The sequence below is a fragment of the Pseudomonas sp. GG8 genome, assembly GCF_052976945.1.
Genome location: NZ_JBRIIP010000001.1, coordinates 260,393 through 275,165, shown reverse-complemented (window position 1 = coordinate 275,165; position 14,773 = coordinate 260,393). Strand labels below are relative to the sequence as shown.

15 protein-coding genes and 4 tRNA genes are annotated in these 14,773 nt (G+C 56.0%); 9 read left to right on the top strand and 10 right to left on the bottom strand.

Features of this window, described 5'->3' with window-relative positions:
* Positions 1 to 55: 55 nt before the first annotated feature.
* From pilB to yacG, 5 genes are read left to right on the top strand one after another with little or no spacing between them, the layout of a single operon-like run.
* Positions 56 to 1,756, top strand: coding sequence for a type IV-A pilus assembly ATPase PilB (gene pilB / locus ACVBEG_RS01410; protein WP_330201049.1), 1,701 nt, complete (start codon positions 56 to 58; stop codon positions 1,754 to 1,756).
* 2 nt (positions 1,757 to 1,758) lie between these two features.
* Positions 1,759 to 2,976, top strand: coding sequence for a type II secretion system F family protein (locus tag ACVBEG_RS01405; protein ID WP_330201050.1), 1,218 nt, complete (start codon positions 1,759 to 1,761; stop codon positions 2,974 to 2,976).
* A 2-nt stretch (positions 2,977 to 2,978) separates the two neighbouring features.
* Positions 2,979 to 3,851: a prepilin peptidase gene (locus tag ACVBEG_RS01400; RefSeq protein WP_447107291.1), complete on the top strand. Its 873-nt coding sequence runs from the start codon at positions 2,979 to 2,981 to the stop codon at positions 3,849 to 3,851.
* On the top strand, positions 3,848 to 4,471 hold the full coding sequence (gene coaE, locus ACVBEG_RS01395) for a dephospho-CoA kinase (RefSeq protein WP_322181956.1): 624 nt from the start codon (positions 3,848 to 3,850) through the stop codon (positions 4,469 to 4,471). The genes ACVBEG_RS01400 and coaE overlap by 4 nt, the downstream gene beginning before the upstream one ends.
* Positions 4,468 to 4,671 carry a DNA gyrase inhibitor YacG gene (yacG, locus tag ACVBEG_RS01390; RefSeq protein WP_322181958.1) on the top strand — a complete coding sequence of 68 codons (204 nt, stop codon included), beginning with the start codon at positions 4,468 to 4,470 and terminating at the stop codon, positions 4,669 to 4,671. The genes coaE and yacG overlap by 4 nt, the downstream gene beginning before the upstream one ends.
* 26 nt (positions 4,672 to 4,697) lie before the next feature.
* Here yacG and ACVBEG_RS01385 read toward each other — a convergent pair whose 3' ends face one another.
* The 3 genes from ACVBEG_RS01385 to ACVBEG_RS01375 form a co-directional block, all read right to left on the bottom strand.
* Positions 4,698 to 5,396 carry an energy-coupling factor ABC transporter permease gene (locus ACVBEG_RS01385; protein ID WP_322181961.1) on the bottom strand — a complete coding sequence of 233 codons (699 nt, stop codon included), beginning with the start codon at positions 5,394 to 5,396 and terminating at the stop codon, positions 4,698 to 4,700.
* A complete protein-coding gene (locus ACVBEG_RS01380; RefSeq protein ID WP_322181964.1) occupies positions 5,393 to 5,854 on the bottom strand; it encodes a hypothetical protein in 462 nt (153 codons plus the stop codon). The genes ACVBEG_RS01385 and ACVBEG_RS01380 overlap by 4 nt, the downstream gene beginning before the upstream one ends.
* A 103-nt stretch (positions 5,855 to 5,957) precedes the next feature.
* Complete coding sequence (locus tag ACVBEG_RS01375) at positions 5,958 to 6,392, bottom strand: thiol-disulfide oxidoreductase DCC family protein (RefSeq protein WP_330201052.1); 435 nt, start codon at positions 6,390 to 6,392, stop codon at positions 5,958 to 5,960.
* Between the two features lie 407 nt (positions 6,393 to 6,799).
* Between ACVBEG_RS01375 and folE the strand changes: the two genes are divergently transcribed.
* Complete coding sequence (folE, locus tag ACVBEG_RS01370; RefSeq protein WP_322181968.1) at positions 6,800 to 7,360, top strand: GTP cyclohydrolase I FolE; 561 nt, start codon at positions 6,800 to 6,802, stop codon at positions 7,358 to 7,360.
* A 150-nt stretch (positions 7,361 to 7,510) separates the two neighbouring features.
* Here folE and ACVBEG_RS01365 read toward each other — a convergent pair whose 3' ends face one another.
* Together ACVBEG_RS01365 and ACVBEG_RS01360 are read right to left on the bottom strand one after the other, a co-directional pair.
* Positions 7,511 to 8,857 carry a glutamine synthetase family protein gene (locus ACVBEG_RS01365; protein WP_322181970.1) on the bottom strand — a complete coding sequence of 449 codons (1,347 nt, stop codon included), beginning with the start codon at positions 8,855 to 8,857 and terminating at the stop codon, positions 7,511 to 7,513.
* 32 nt (positions 8,858 to 8,889) lie between these two features.
* Positions 8,890 to 9,447 carry a helix-turn-helix domain-containing protein gene (locus ACVBEG_RS01360; RefSeq protein WP_322181972.1) on the bottom strand — a complete coding sequence of 186 codons (558 nt, stop codon included), beginning with the start codon at positions 9,445 to 9,447 and terminating at the stop codon, positions 8,890 to 8,892.
* Between the two features lie 291 nt (positions 9,448 to 9,738).
* On the opposite strand from ACVBEG_RS01360, the gene ACVBEG_RS01355 reads away from it, so the two are divergent.
* The 3 genes from ACVBEG_RS01355 to ACVBEG_RS01345 all read left to right on the top strand — a co-directional run bounded on the left by ACVBEG_RS01355 (position 9,739) and on the right by ACVBEG_RS01345 (position 11,132).
* On the top strand, positions 9,739 to 10,368 hold the full coding sequence (locus ACVBEG_RS01355; protein ID WP_322181974.1) for a DUF1780 domain-containing protein: 630 nt from the start codon (positions 9,739 to 9,741) through the stop codon (positions 10,366 to 10,368).
* The gene (locus ACVBEG_RS01350; RefSeq protein WP_323566312.1) at positions 10,365 to 10,874 is read left to right on the top strand and encodes an MOSC domain-containing protein; all 510 of its coding nucleotides are present in this window, start codon (positions 10,365 to 10,367) and stop codon (positions 10,872 to 10,874) included. The genes ACVBEG_RS01355 and ACVBEG_RS01350 overlap by 4 nt, the downstream gene beginning before the upstream one ends.
* Before the next feature lie 84 nt (positions 10,875 to 10,958).
* Positions 10,959 to 11,132 (top strand): DUF3094 family protein, encoded by a 174-nt coding sequence (locus ACVBEG_RS01345; protein ID WP_322181978.1) that lies wholly within the window; start codon positions 10,959 to 10,961, stop codon positions 11,130 to 11,132.
* A gap of 328 nt (positions 11,133 to 11,460) precedes the next feature.
* On the opposite strand, the gene ACVBEG_RS01340 is transcribed toward ACVBEG_RS01345, so the two are convergent.
* The 5 genes from ACVBEG_RS01340 to clpB all read right to left on the bottom strand — a co-directional run bounded on the left by ACVBEG_RS01340 (position 11,461) and on the right by clpB (position 14,745).
* Positions 11,461 to 11,537, bottom strand: a tRNA-Pro gene (locus ACVBEG_RS01340).
* Positions 11,538 to 11,638: 101 nt separating this feature from the next.
* Positions 11,639 to 11,714, bottom strand: a tRNA-Lys gene (locus ACVBEG_RS01335).
* Between the two features lie 5 nt (positions 11,715 to 11,719).
* Positions 11,720 to 11,796 (bottom strand) — tRNA-Pro (locus tag ACVBEG_RS01330).
* A 26-nt stretch (positions 11,797 to 11,822) separates the two neighbouring features.
* Positions 11,823 to 11,898, bottom strand: a tRNA-Asn gene (locus ACVBEG_RS01325).
* Positions 11,899 to 12,180: 282 nt separating this feature from the next.
* On the bottom strand, positions 12,181 to 14,745 hold the full coding sequence (gene clpB, locus ACVBEG_RS01320; protein ID WP_322181981.1) for an ATP-dependent chaperone ClpB: 2,565 nt from the start codon (positions 14,743 to 14,745) through the stop codon (positions 12,181 to 12,183).
* Positions 14,746 to 14,773 lie beyond the last annotated feature (28 nt).

Here is a 14,773-nt window from a genome sequence, read left to right as displayed (position 1 = left end):
GGCATGGCCGCCCGACTGCGCTATAAACCTCCCACTGTCTGTGTCTGGTGGTTTTATGACTGATGTTGTTCTTACCGGGCTGGCCAAGCAATTAGTGCTGACCAACCTGCTCAACGAAAAAGCTGCGCAACAGGCTTATCAACAAGCCCAACGCGACAAGGTTTCGCTGGTCAGCTACCTGGTGCAAAACAAGCTGGTGAAAAGCCTGGTGCTGGCCGAGATCGCTTCCGAGCAATTTGGGGTGCCGTTCCTGGACCTGAGCAGCCTGGACAAAGACAGCCTGCCCAAAGGCCTGGTCAGCGAAAAGCTGATTCGTCAGCACAATGTGTTGCCGTTGTGGCGTCGCGGCAATAAATTGTTCATCGGGATATCAGACCCCACTAACCACCAGGCCATCACCGATATTCAGTTCAATACCGGGCTGACCACCGAAGCCATTCTGGTGGAAGACAACAAGCTCACCGACGCTATCGACAAGTTTTTTGACAGCCAGTCCTCAGGAATGGGCGATCTGGCAGATGTCGATCTCGAAGGATTGGACGTCGGGCTCGCTGACGATAAAAAACAGGATGCCATTGCAGGTCAAGATTCCGACGACGCGCCAGTGGTGCGCTTCGTCAATAAAATGCTGCTGGACGCCATCAAACTGGGCTCATCAGACTTGCACTTCGAGCCCTACGAAAAATCTTACCGGGTCAGGTTGCGCACCGACGGTATTCTGCATGAAGTCGCCAAACCACCAATCCACTTGGCCAGTCGAATCGCGGCGCGCTTGAAGGTGATGGCCGGGCTGGATATTTCCGAGCGGCGCAGGCCACAGGATGGCCGGATCAAGCTGCGCATCTCAAAAACCAAATCGATCGATTTTCGAGTCAACACCCTGCCGACCTTGTGGGGTGAAAAGGTTGTGATGCGGATTCTCGACTCGTCCAGCGCACAAATGGGCATTGATGCCCTAGGCTATGAGCCCGAGCAAAAAGCACTGTACCTGGAGGCACTGAAACAGCCGCAAGGGATGATTCTGGTCACCGGCCCCACAGGCTCGGGTAAAACCGTTTCGCTGTACACTGGCCTGAACATTCTCAATACCGTCGACATCAACATTTCAACCGCGGAAGACCCGGTAGAAATCAACCTGGAAGGCATAAACCAGGTCAACGTCAACCCAAAACAAGGAATGGATTTCGCCCAAGCGCTGCGCGCGTTTCTGCGTCAGGACCCGGACGTGATCATGGTCGGCGAGATCCGCGACCTGGAGACGGCTGAAATTGCGATCAAGGCTTCGCAGACCGGGCACATGGTCATGTCCACCCTGCACACCAACAGCGCGGCGGAAACCCTGACCCGCCTGCATCACATGGGTGTAGCAGCATTCAACGTCGCGACCGCGATCAACTTGATCATCGCTCAGCGTCTGGCCCGTAAGCTCTGCAACTATTGCAAAAAAGAAATCGATATTCCGCGTGAAACCCTGATCAAGGAAGGCTTTCCCGCAGACCGCATCGGCAGCTTCAAGATTTATGCGCCGGTCGGTTGCGAGCACTGCAATGGCGGTTACAAAGGCCGTATCGGGATTTACGAAGTGGTGAAAAATACTCCAGCTCTGGCACGGATCATCATGGAGGAAGGCAACGCCATCGATATCGGCATCCAGATGCGTAAAGATGGTTTTAATGACCTGCGCACTTCGGGCTTGATGAAAGCGATGCAGGGTGTCACCAGCCTTGAAGAAATCAACCGCGTCACCAAGGACTAAACATGGCAACAGCAGCAGTCAAAGTCAGTGTTTACTCCTGGGAAGGCACGGACAAGAAAGGTGCAAAACTGACGGGCGAATTAAGTGGGCATAACCCTGCCCTGATCAAGGCTCAGCTACGTAAACAAGGCATTACCCCAGGCAAAATACGCAAGAAATCCACCTCTATTTTTAGTGGTGGCAAAAAAATAACACCGCTGGATATTGCCCTGTTTACCCGGCAAATGGCGACCATGATGAAAGCCGGCGTTCCGCTGCTGCAGTCTTTCGACATCATCGGTGAAGGGTTTGACAACCCCAATATGCGAAAGCTGGTGAATGAGGTGAAACAGGAGGTCGCTGCGGGTAACAGTTTTGCCTCGGCGTTGCGTAAAAAGCCACAATATTTCGACGATCTTTACTGCAGTCTGGTGGACGCAGGCGAGCAAGCGGGCGCGCTGGAAACTTTATTGGAAAGGGTTGCGACCTATAAAGAAAAAACCGAAGCGCTGAAAGCCAAAATTAAAAAAGCCATGACCTACCCCATCGCGGTATTGGTCGTAGCCTTGATGGTGTCGGCAATTCTGCTGATCAAAGTAGTGCCGCAGTTTCAAATGATTTTTACCGGCTTCGGTGCAGAATTACCGGCGTTCACTCTGATGGTGATAGGCCTGTCCCAGATACTGCAGGACTGGTGGTGGATCGTCATTGCCGCTGTTGTCGCAATCATATTCGGCTTCAAATATGCACTTAAACATTCGCAGCGGTTTCGCGACGGACTGGACAGAGGCCTATTGAAATTACCGATCATTGGGCCTCTTATTTATAAGTCATCGGTCGCCCGATACGCTCGCACACTGTCCACTACGTTTGCCGCTGGCGTGCCTTTGGTCGAAGCGCTGGAGTCAGTCGCAGGCGCGACAGGCAATGTTGTATTCAAAAATGCGGTCAACAAGGTCAAGCAAGATGTATCCACTGGCATGCAACTGAATTTTTCCATGCGCAGCACGGGTGTTTTCCCCTCCTTGGCGATTCAGATGGCGGCTATCGGCGAAGAGTCCGGTTCCCTGGACAACATGCTCGACAAGGTCGCTACTTATTACGAAGACGAAGTCGACAACATGGTCGATAACCTGACCAGCCTGATGGAGCCCTTCATCATGGTTGTCCTCGGCGTCGTCGTTGGCGGCCTGGTCGTCGCCATGTACCTTCCCATCTTCAAGCTCGGCTCTGTGGTCTAAACATGCCCCTCCTCGACTTTCTGGCCAGCTCACCGCTGGCCTTTGTTTTATCCACCCTGATCCTTGGCCTTCTGATCGGTAGTTTCCTCAACGTCGTCATCTACCGCCTGCCCAAAATGCTCGAACGCGAGTGGAAAATTCAGGCGCGGGAGGTATTGGCGTTACCTGCTGAACCCATCGGCAAAACGTTCAACCTGATGCTGCCCCACTCCCAGTGCCCGCAGTGCGCGCACACGATTCGTGCCTGGGAAAACCTGCCAGTGATCAGCTATCTGCGTCTGCGCGGTAAATGCTCTGGCTGCAAGGCGCCGATCAGCAAGCGTTACCCTTTGGTTGAGCTGGCCTGCGGTGTGCTCTCGGGGTTTATCGCCTGGCATTTCGGCTTTGGCTGGCCAGCGGCGGCGATGCTGGTGTTGAGCTGGGGTTTGTTGGCGATGAGTCTGATCGATGCGGATCACCAACTACTGCCTGATGCACTGGTGCTGCCGCTGTTGTGGCTGGGTTTGATCGTGAATACCTTCGGCCTGTTCACCAGCCTGCATGACGCTTTGTGGGGCGCAGTGGCCGGGTACATGAGCCTGTGGCTGGTGTTTTGGCTGTTCAAGCTGGTCACGGGCAAGGAAGGCATGGGTTACGGTGACTTCAAGTTGCTGGCGATGCTCGGCGCCTGGGGGGGCTGGCAGATTCTGCCGTTGACGATTCTCCTGTCGTCGCTGGTGGGTGCGGTGCTGGGCCTGATTATGCTGCGGCTGCGCAATGCCAAGACCAGCACACCGATCCCCTTTGGGCCCTATCTGGCGATTGCAGGGTGGATTGCTTTGCTCTGGGGTGGTCAAATAACGGCCTCCTACATGCAGTTTGCCGGTTTCAAATGACCAACCCTGCTTTCAAACCCTGGATTCTCGGCCTTACCGGCGGCATCGGTAGCGGCAAAAGCGCTGCGGCGCAGCACTTTATCGACCTCGGCGTTCATTTAGTGGATGCCGACAATGCCGCACGCTGGGTGGTTGAACCTGGGCGTCCAGCCTTGGCGAAGATCGTCGAGCATTTCGGCCCTCAGGTGCTGCAGGCCAGTGGTGAACTGGATCGCAGCGCGTTGCGCGGCCTGATCTTTCAGGACCCCGAGCAGCGCCGCTGGCTGGAAACGTTGCTCCATCCGCTGATAGGTCAGGAGATCATCAGTTACCTGGCACGCGCCGAATCGCCCTATGCGATTCTGGTGTCCCCGCTGCTGGTGGAGTCCGGTCAGTACAAGATGACTCAGCGCGTGCTGGTCATTGATGCCCCGGAGCAGTTGCAGATCCAGCGCACGATGCAGCGCGACAGTACCAGCGAGGAACAGGTGCAGGCCATTCTCAAGGCTCAAGCCAGCCGCGAGCAGCGCCTGCGTCACGCCGATGATGTGCTGATCAACGACCGCGATCCCGCGTGGCTGAAGAGCGAAGTCGAGCGCCTGCATCACTTTTATTTAACCTTGCGTGGAGGCCAACCATGAGCAAACCTTTGACCATCGACTGCCCAACCTGCGGCGCGCCCGTGGAATGGGGCGCTGTCAGCCCGTTTCGTCCCTTCTGCTCTGATCGCTGCAAGCTGATCGACCTGGGCGCCTGGGCTGCCGGAGAAAATACGATCCCTGTCAGCCCGGATGCCGAAGACGAACTGTTTTCCGGCGACTTGCCGTCACACGACCATTGATCAAACGCGACAGCTGATAACCTCAATCAGCTGTCGCCTTTGCGCGGCCCGTCATCGTTCCACGGCGCTTGCAGGTAACGGGTTCGATTGAACGTTTCGAGCCATTCGGGGCAAAAAACCACCAGTGCACTGATCACTATGCCGTTGATAAACGCCTCGGGGAAAATGATCAACCACAGGTAGCCGATAAAATCCTCCAGCCACTCCGGCATGGCGAACAGGCCGTCCCACCACAACACACCTAGTCCCAGCAGCAGGCAGAGCAAGGCCGACAATGCCGCGGCAAAAAAGCCCGAGCAAAAGATGTACACGAAAGGGTTTTTCGGTTGGGCCCGCTCCACCACTACCGCGCAGGCTTCAGTCACAAGCACCGGCAGCACAACCAGGAGCATGCCGTTCACCCCCAGAGCCGCAAGATCCTGCCGCCCCAGCGCCAACAAGCCCAGCTGCGCCGCCAGCCCACCGACAATTGCCAGCGGCCAATCGAGCAGCAAGGTCACCGCAGTCATGCCAATGAAGTGGTACGACACACCGGTATCAAAATCACGCCGCACCAGCCATAGCAGAAACAACGCGAAGACGGTCCCGAACAGCAGGTGTTGACGCCGGCTGTCGGTAAACAGTTCAACCCACGGCGAACGCCACACCGCCCACAACAGCACGGGCAGATAAAGCAGCCAGCCAACAGTCATGGTTTCCGTGGACAGGACCTGTGCGCTGATCATGGTTGATCAAGCGCCTTACGCAATTCATCGGCCGTGCTGAATTGCTGTTCTTTGACCAGCTGCCCGTTATGCAGTTGCAGCCACAGCACTTTGTCGGGGTCACCGGCATAACGCGGCACGACCCGGGCATCGCGATCAAGCATGACCCGGTAGGAGTAAGCGCGCATGGCCGGCACCGCGAACAGCTTGGCGACCAACGCGGGCATCTTCTCGATATCGGCAACGAATACGGTATTGCGCGCTTCCAGGTAGCCCTTGGGTTTGCCCTGCAAAGCGGCGTTCACCAGCTTGGCGGCGCCCATGCTCCGAGCGACCAGCAAGGTTTGCGCCTGGTCATTCAAGGTGTAGGCCTGATCGAACTGATCCAGCAGCGTCCATGGGGCCACCTGCTCGCCGACTTCAAGCGCCTGCGCACCCAGTGGCAAAAGGCAGAGCATTAATACTGACCAAAATTTCACCCGACGCTCTCCTCTGGTACCGGTTTAATTCTTGCTCGCAGTCTACACCGACGCCGGGGCGCTAAACTCAACGTAATCGTAGACCTGAACGCAGACATACGGCTCAATCAGGTATTTTGCATTTACCTGTGGAGTTGCAGCGTCTGGCGCCTTCAGGGTGAGGTAACCATGCAAGATGTGGCCGCAATACGCTGAATAACGTGTAGCCGATCAAAAGTACCGGTCGCAACAGAGGCCAAGCCAAGGGCGCAGCCCATCGTCCAAGGCCTGCTGCGCGCCAGCTCCATAAGGTGGCGTCAATACCTGTCAGCCAGGTGCCGCTGGCAGTGCGCGCATGAAGCCGATCGCGCAACGCTTTTACATCTCGATCAAGGCCTCCCGCGTCGAACTCAGGCACGCTGATATCAATCAGTATCAACCGGGTCGGATCGGCATGACGCCGTAGCCAGGCAATCTCTCGAGCGCACAACGGGCAATCTCCATCGACATAGAGCGCCAGTGGCAGAGTGGGTGACCCGCAAAATGCTTTAGTCCTCATTACAGCTCTCCTCATCCGTACCAACAGGCCGTCAGGCAATAATTCACAGGCGTACACCGTGACAGTCACACCGCAAAATGTTGTACACGGCCGTCTAAAAATTATCAACATGTACAAGTTTATCCGCTATTTTCGAGAGATTAACGTCAAATAATTGTACAAGTAGTTATTTTTCGTATAAGTTTTTATCCGGAGGGCAGTTGGCAACGTGTCGTACTGGTCAGGTACCCAGCACTGCGCCACTGCCCTCTTCCTGTCATCGACCTTAAGCGAACATCCCGATGACTGCGGTGCCAAGCCCAGCTTCATCCCTCTGTTGCCCCGATACCTCCGAGTCCAGCCCCCTTCATGAATTTTCGGCATTTAAAGACCCTTACCAAAGGCCGAGCCTGCGAGGACGACATTCAATGAATGACCAACTGCCTAATCAGTACCGTGAGATTCTCTCGGGCATTGGCGAAAATCCTGAGAGAGAAGGCTTGCGCGATACCCCAAAGCGTGCAGCCAAGGCCATGCAATACCTGTGTAACGGCTATGGAAAAAGCCTTGAGAGCGTGGTCAACGGCGCACTCTTCAGCTCTTCAAGCGATGAAATGGTGATTGTCCAGGACATCGAGCTCTACTCGCTGTGCGAGCACCATTTGCTGCCTTTCATCGGCAAGGCACACGTGGCCTACATTCCCACCGGCAAGGTCCTGGGACTCTCGAAAATCGCACGCATCGTCGATATGTATGCCCGGCGTTTGCAGATTCAGGAAAACCTTACCCGACAGATTGCCGAGGCCATTCAAGAGGTCACCCGTGCCGCCGGTGTGGCGGTGGTGATCGAGGCCAAGCATATGTGCATGATGATGCGAGGGGTGGAGAAGCAGAACTCGGTGATGAACACATCGGTCATGCTGGGCGCATTCCGTGAGTCCAGCACGACCCGTCAAGAGTTCCTGCAACTGATCGGACGGCACAAGTAAGTACTCACACCGAGTCTCTGCACGTGCCCCGTCATATTGCTTTGGTTGAAGAGTTGATGGTGGTGTTCGCTGACAAGTCATCCGCTAAAAACCTGCCGTCTTTCAGGCGGCAGAGTTACCCGTCAGCGCACAACAACCATCAGCCGTCGTTTACAGGTACCAGCGGTATTCCCGCGCGTTGATTTCTTGCATGAAGGCCAAGTGGTCCTGGCGCTTATTCTCGCAGTAGACGTCGACAAACTCCGCGCCCAGGCTCTCGCGGATCCGTGGTTCGTCTTGCATGGCACGCACTGCGTCGAGTATTTCCAGCGGAAAGTCGATGCCGCTGCTCCGGTCTTCGTTGAGTGGCGCGATGGGTTCATGGCCGTTGGCCAAGCCGTTCTCCAGCCCGATCAGGATCGCCGCCAGAACCAGATAAGGATTGGCGTCGGCGCTGGCCAGACGATATTCGATTCGCAGGTTCTGCGGGTCCGACTCGGGAATCCGCACACAGGCATCGCGATCCTCAAAACCCCAACTGGCCCGCGTCGCTGCGTTCACTGTGCCGCCCAGACGGCGAAAGGCATTCTGGTTAGGTGCGAAGATTGGCATGCAATGGGGTAGCAGCTCCAGACAACCGGCCACCGCATGACGCAGCGCTTGTTGTTGGTTGGCTGCCAGCAGGTTATTGCCCTTTTCATCGTAGAGGCTGACATGTACGTGCATGCCACTGCCCGGGTGCTGCAAATACGGCTTGGCCATAAAGCTGGCGCGGTAACCGTGCTTGAGGGCGACACCGCGAGTGCTGCGGCAAAACAAAGCGGCCCAGTCGGCGGCACGCAGGCCGTCATCAAGGTGACCAAAGTTGATCTCGAATTGACCCGGGCCTAGCTCGGCCGTGATCACCGTGGTATCGATGCCCTGGGCCCGCGCCGTCTCGACCATGTCATCGAGCACCGGAGCAAAACGCGACAAGCGTTCGATGTGCATATTCGGCTGATCATCGGCATCGTCCGTCAACAGATCGCGTGGGAACTGTGGCTGTCCGTCGCGCAGCTGTTTATCGAACAAATAGAACTCCAGCTCGAAGGCCACCACAGGGTGAATACCCTTGCTGCGCAGGCGATCCAGCACCTGTGCCAGGACTTCACGCGGTTCGAACTCGATAGGCGCCTCGGTACCATCGGAGGTAATCAACATCTGCCCCAAGGGTTGTGCTTCCCAGCTCACTGGCTTGAGTGTGCCGGGCACCAGACGGCGACGGGCATCCGGGTCGCCGTCGTTGAAGCAGTAGTCGCCAATCTTGAACAGCCCGCCCTGGACACCCAGCAGCACGCAGTTCTGCGGCAGTTTAAGGGCACTGCCCGCGGCGACTTTCTCAAGCATATCCAGCGGATAGCGCTTGCCGTAAAAATGCCCGGGAATGTCCAGGGAAATCAGGTCGACGTAACGCACCTCGGGGTAGCGTTGGCGAAAAGCACGAACCTCAGCCAGCAGATCAGAGCACTCAGCATCCATCGTTGTTCTTCCTTTGATTTTTGTCGGTGTTATCAGGTGTAAACCCAGAGAACCCGGGTGAGCTGATCGGTGAGGTTGCCGTAGCGACAATGGGCATGGCTGGCCAGTTGAAAACTGTCGCCGGGGTACAAGGTGACCGGCGCCTCGTCATCCTTCAGCCACAGCGTCAACTCGCCTTCCAGAACATAGCCGCCCTGCTCGGAGCTATCGCTCAAGTGCCGCTCGCCACTGCTGGCACCAGCCTCCAGTTGGCTTTCGAGCATGGAGAAGGCGGCCTTCATCTTCGGCGAAACCAAAATGTCGGTAATCCCGTTGGCGTAATACAGCGTGCGTCGCTCATCCGGCCGGGTAACCCAAGGCAACTCCTTGAGTTTTGGCAAACTGTAAAAATAGGTGGTCGGTACCCCAAAGGTTTCACTGATCGCCGTCAAGTCAGCCACGGTGGGCCGTGACAAGCCACGCTCGACTTGCGAGAGAAAGCCGACAGAACGACCGATTTTGTCTGCGAGTTCCTTCAGGGTGTATTTCTTGTGCTTGCGTAAATCGTGAATAAGGATCGCCAAGGCAGCGATTTCTTCTTGCTTGTTCATGCCGGGCGCTCCAAAGGATGAGCGTAATAGCTGGCAATGTGCTGGGTCGATTGCTGAAACATACAGGCGCCTGTGAAATTATTATTTAATAATTTCATGAAAAACTATCATTTAAATTTCACGGACGCAACTTTCCATTCCAACCACTCAAACAACCTCTTCGAATCCAAGTCCTGAAGACGGATGAGCCTCAATCTTTACCGTAAGCCTAACGCCGCAGGCAGGGGCTACTCGGTAAAAAGTCTGAGAGACTCTATTTTTCAGGACTCAAATGAACGCTAAGCTTGGCTCATGGATGACTCAGATTATTTACGCCTGCTTACGGTCCAGGCCGAACAAGCCAACGCGTTCCTCTCCAATGCGCGTAAGTGGGAGCGTGAGCGTTGGGTTTGCCAGCGTTTGCTGCAAGGCCTGAACATCACGCACCGCAATGAAGACTTCACCCCGGCCGGGCAAGAACCGCCAGACGTGCTGTTTCGCGATGCGAGTTTCGAAGTGTTCTTTGTTCTCGATGAAGGCCGTCGGTTGAACGACGAGTGGCGCGAAGAATTACAGCGGCGGCGCAGTGCGTTTTCGTTAAGCCAATTGGTGCGGCGCGAGGCGAAACCCAAGCGCATTGCGGCCCATGAGCTGTTGCAGCGCCTCGCACCCACCTTGCGTAAAAAAGCACACAACTACCGCGAACGCGGGCTGGACCTGGGCGAACTGGACATCATTGCTTTCGCCAGCCTCAAGCGTGAAGTGCTCGATCTGAACAGTCATTTCCCGCCGCCCACTGAATACCTGCGCCAAGGCTGGCGCTCGTTATCCTTGGTCGGACCAACCTTCGCCCGCGTACTGTTCGCACACCCGGATGCACCGGATTTCCTGCGAACCAATCTAGGTCGCAGTGTCGTTTTCGATGTTGGAATCAGCTTATGAACCCGTTACAGACCAGCCCACTGCAAGCACTGTTGGCGGATGTCCCTCAACAGGGCCTGGTCCGCTGGATTGGCGTGCGCCCCGAATCCCGTATCGACATGATTGAGCTTGAAGCGGTGGAAGCACGCCGCGAGGCTGGCCTGACGGGCGATCATTCGCGGCCAGGCCCGCGTAACGCACGGCAAGTGACGCTGATCCAGTGGGAACATCTGGCGGTGGTCAGCTCGTTAATGAGCCGCACGGAGAAACACCCCATCGTGCCCCAAGACCTGCGACGCAATCTGGTGATCAGCGGCATCAATCTGTTCAGCCTCAAGGGACGGCGCTTCAAAGTCGGCCAGGCGATTCTGGAAACCACCGGCTGGTGCCAACCCTGCGCCCGGCTCGAGCAACGCTTGGGACACGGCACCTTTCAAGCCTTACGCGGCCATGGCGGAATCACCGCACGGGTGCTGCAAAGCGGAATTATTCGCCTGGACGACACCCTGTGCGTCGAACCCCTTTAGATCATTCATGCCTGACGCTCAGAGAGTCCGGTTTTCACGACTAGACTCCCACTCATGTGTTTTCGCCGACCGAATGAGGCTCAAATGACCAGCCGCCTAAACCCTGAAGATCAACAACGTGTCGAAGAGTATCTGCAAACACCCGTGCACACCGTCGAGCGCAGGCCTTTCAAGCCTTGGCTGCTCCTTGCAGTGGTATTGATCGTGGTGATTGGTCTGGGCCTGTTGAGCCGTTTGTTGAGTTATCTGACGCTATGAGCTGCCCTTTCGCAGAGAAGTCAGCCCTATCAAAATCAGAAAAGCGCTGATCCCTTGTGAATACCGTCTTGACCCTCACCGCGCAAGCGCAAGTTGTGGGTCAAACCCAGCCCCGCCGGAAGCTCGTGCCGGGCTTATTCGCAGACAAGTCAGCTCCTACATGCAGATCAAAAGCCCCAGCCTCTGCCCGCGAGGCCGTAGATACCCTGCTTACCCCTCAAATCAAAGGCATAAAAAAAGGCGTCCCGAAGGACGCCTTTTTTATTTGGCTTCGATGCGCATGGCATCTGGCCTTGATCTTCAACTCATGTACAGCCTGAGTAGAATATGGTCGGGGTAAGGGGATTCGAACTCCTGACATCCTGCTCCCAAAGCAGGCGCGCTACCGGACTGCGCTATACCCCGGTTGAAACTTTAAAGACACCTCAACAAGCTGTCTTGCGACCTGATACTCATGGCATCAGATCTATAAGATTCGGCTTCAAGGGTTACCTTGAAGCCAAAAATGGTGGGTCGTGTGGGATTCGAACCTACGACCAATTGGTTAAAAGCCAACTGCTCTACCAACTGAGCTAACGACCCAAAAATGGTCGGGGTAAGGGGATTCGAACTCCTGACATCCTGCTCCCAAAGCAGGCGCGCTACCGGACTGCGCTATACCCCGATAATACAGCTACATCTTGATGAAAATGGCTCCACGACCTGGACTCGAACCAGGGACCCAATGATTAACAGTCATTTGCTCTACCAACTGAGCTATCGCGGAACTATGCATTTCAGACGTAACGTCTACAACTACAGCGCTGAATTAACTGCTTATTTCAGCCTCAATGACCCGTTTGCATCGCTACGTTCGCGTCTCTGAGGCGCGCTATTCTACAATTTTAAAAAAGACTGTCAACCCTTAAAACTGCATTTAAGACAATGATTTGCGATTTTTTTAGGATCGCCGCGCTTACACCTGATATCTCGGTTTCTTGCCCCTTATGCCGCGCTGATAAAAAGACCCTCACGAGGAGGGTCCTTCTATATAGAGGTAATGAACGAATCAGCCGAAAGTAATCTCGTCGCCAACCACAGTACCGGTCACGGTGGCGCCAGGCAGGAAGCGCCCGGACAGAATCAACTGCGCCAACGGGTTTTCGATCCAGCGCTGTATTGCACGCTTCAGAGGCCGTGCGCCGTACACCGGGTCGTAACCCACCGCGATCAGTTTATCCAGTGCCTCGGCGCTCAACTCCAGCTTCAGCTCGCGCTCAGCCAGACGACCACGCAAACGGCCGAGCTGAATGTTGGCGATGCCAGCAATCTGATCGCGCGCCAATGGCTCGAACACCACGACTTCATCGATACGGTTGATGAACTCTGGACGGAAGTGCGAACTGACCGCGTCCATCACCGCCGCACGCTGTGCCTCGCGATCACCGACCAACTCCTGGATCTGCACCGAGCCCAGGTTGGAAGTCATCACGATCACGGTATTGCGGAAATCCACCGTGCGCCCGTGACTGTCGGTCAGACGACCATCCTCAAGCACCTGCAGCAGCACGTTGAACACGTCCGGGTGAGCCTTTTCCACTTCATCCAGCAAGATCACTGAATAAGGCTTCCGTCGCACAGCTTCGGTAAGGTAACCGCCCTCTTCATAACCCACGTAGCCCGGCGGCGCACCGATCAGGCGGGCCACGGAGTGCTTCTCCATGAACTCGGACATGTCGATACGCACCATCGCCTCTTCGGTATCGAACAGGAACTCGGCCAGCGCCTTGCACAGCTCCGTCTTGCCGACACCGGTAGGGCCGAGAAACAGGAACGAACCGCTCGGACGATCCGGGTCGGACAACCCTGCACGCGAGCGCCGCACTGCGTTGGATACCGCGACCACGGCTTCGTCCTGGCCAATCACACGTTGGTGCAACAGGCTTTCCATCTTCAGCAGCTTGTCGCGTTCGCCTTCGAGCATTTTCGAGACCGGGATCCCGGTCCACTTGGACACGACTTCTGCAATCTCTTCTTCGGTCACTTTGCTGCGCAGCAACTGGTTTTCGCTTTTGCCGTGCTGATCGACCATCTGCAGGCTGCGTTCCAGATCAGGAATGATCCCGTACTGCAACTCTGCCATCCGATTCAGATCACCACGACGACGGGCCGCTTCCAACTCCTGACGCGACTGTTCGATTTTCTGCTGAATTTGCGCCGAACCTTGAACCTCGGCTTTTTCCGAGGTCCAGATCTCTTCGAGATCGGCGTACTCACGCTCAAGCCGGGCGATTTCCTCCTGAAGTTTCTCCAGACGCTTGATTGCGGCTTCGTCGTCTTCTTTTTTCAGGGCCTGGGATTCGACCTTGAGTTGAATCAGGCGCCGCTCAAGACGGTCGAGCACTTCCGGCTTGGAGTCGATTTCCATCCGAATGCGGCTGGCCGCTTCGTCGATCAAGTCGATGGCCTTGTCCGGCAATTGACGATCAGTGATATAGCGATGACTCAGCTTGGCCGCCGCAATGATCGCGCCGTCAGTAATAGCAACCTTGTGGTGAACCTCGTAGCGCTCTTTCAAGCCACGCAGGATCGCGATGGTGTCTTCTTCGCTTGGCTCATCCACCAGCACTTTCTGGAAGCGCCGTTCAAGGGCTGCGTCCTTCTCTATATATTGGCGGTATTCGTTGAGCGTGGTCGCGCCGACGCAGTGCAGCTCGCCGCGAGCCAGCGCAGGCTTGAGCATGTTGCCCGCATCCATCGCGCCTTCACCTTTACCGGCGCCGACCATAGTGTGCAGTTCATCAATGAACAGGATGATCTGACCTTCCTGCTTCGACAGCTCGTTCAGCAGCGCTTTCAACCGCTCTTCGAATTCACCACGGAACTTGGCGCCGGCAATCAGCGCGCCCATGTCCAGCGACAGCACGCGCTTGCCTTTAAGGCCATCCGGCACTTCACCGTTGACGATCCGCTGGGCCAGGCCCTCGACAATCGCGGTTTTACCCACGCCAGGCTCACCGATCAGTACCGGGTTGTTCTTGGTCCGGCGCTGCAGTACCTGAATGGTTCGACGAATTTCGTCATCACGACCGATCACAGGGTCGAGCTTGCCTTCTTCGGCGCGCTTGGTGAGATCGATGGTGTATTTATCCAGCGCCTGACGCGACTCCTCGACGTTGGCATCATTGACCGCCGCACCGCCACGCAGATTGGTAATGGCATTTTCAAGGGCCTTTTTACTAACGCCCTGGCCCAGCAAGAGCTTGCCAAGCTTGTTGTTCTCGTCCATTGCCGCCAGCAGCACCAACTCGCTGGAGATGAACTGGTCGCCCTTCTGCTGCGCCAGGCGATCAGCCTGATTGAGCAGACGCGCCAAATCCTGCGACATATTCACGTCGCCGGTAGGATTCTGGATTTTCGGCAGTTGGTCGAGCTCTTTGCTCAACGCCTTACGCAGGCTGTTGATGTCAAAGCCGACCTGCATCAGCAGCGGCCTGATCGTACCGCCCTGCTGTTCAAGCAGCGCCTGCATCAAGTGCGCCGGCTCGATGCCCGAATGATCTAACCCCACAGCCAAGGACTGAGCATCAGATAAAGCCAACTGCAATTTGCTGGTTAACTGGTCTATACGCATTAGTTACCTTCCTTATTAAGCAGGCCGG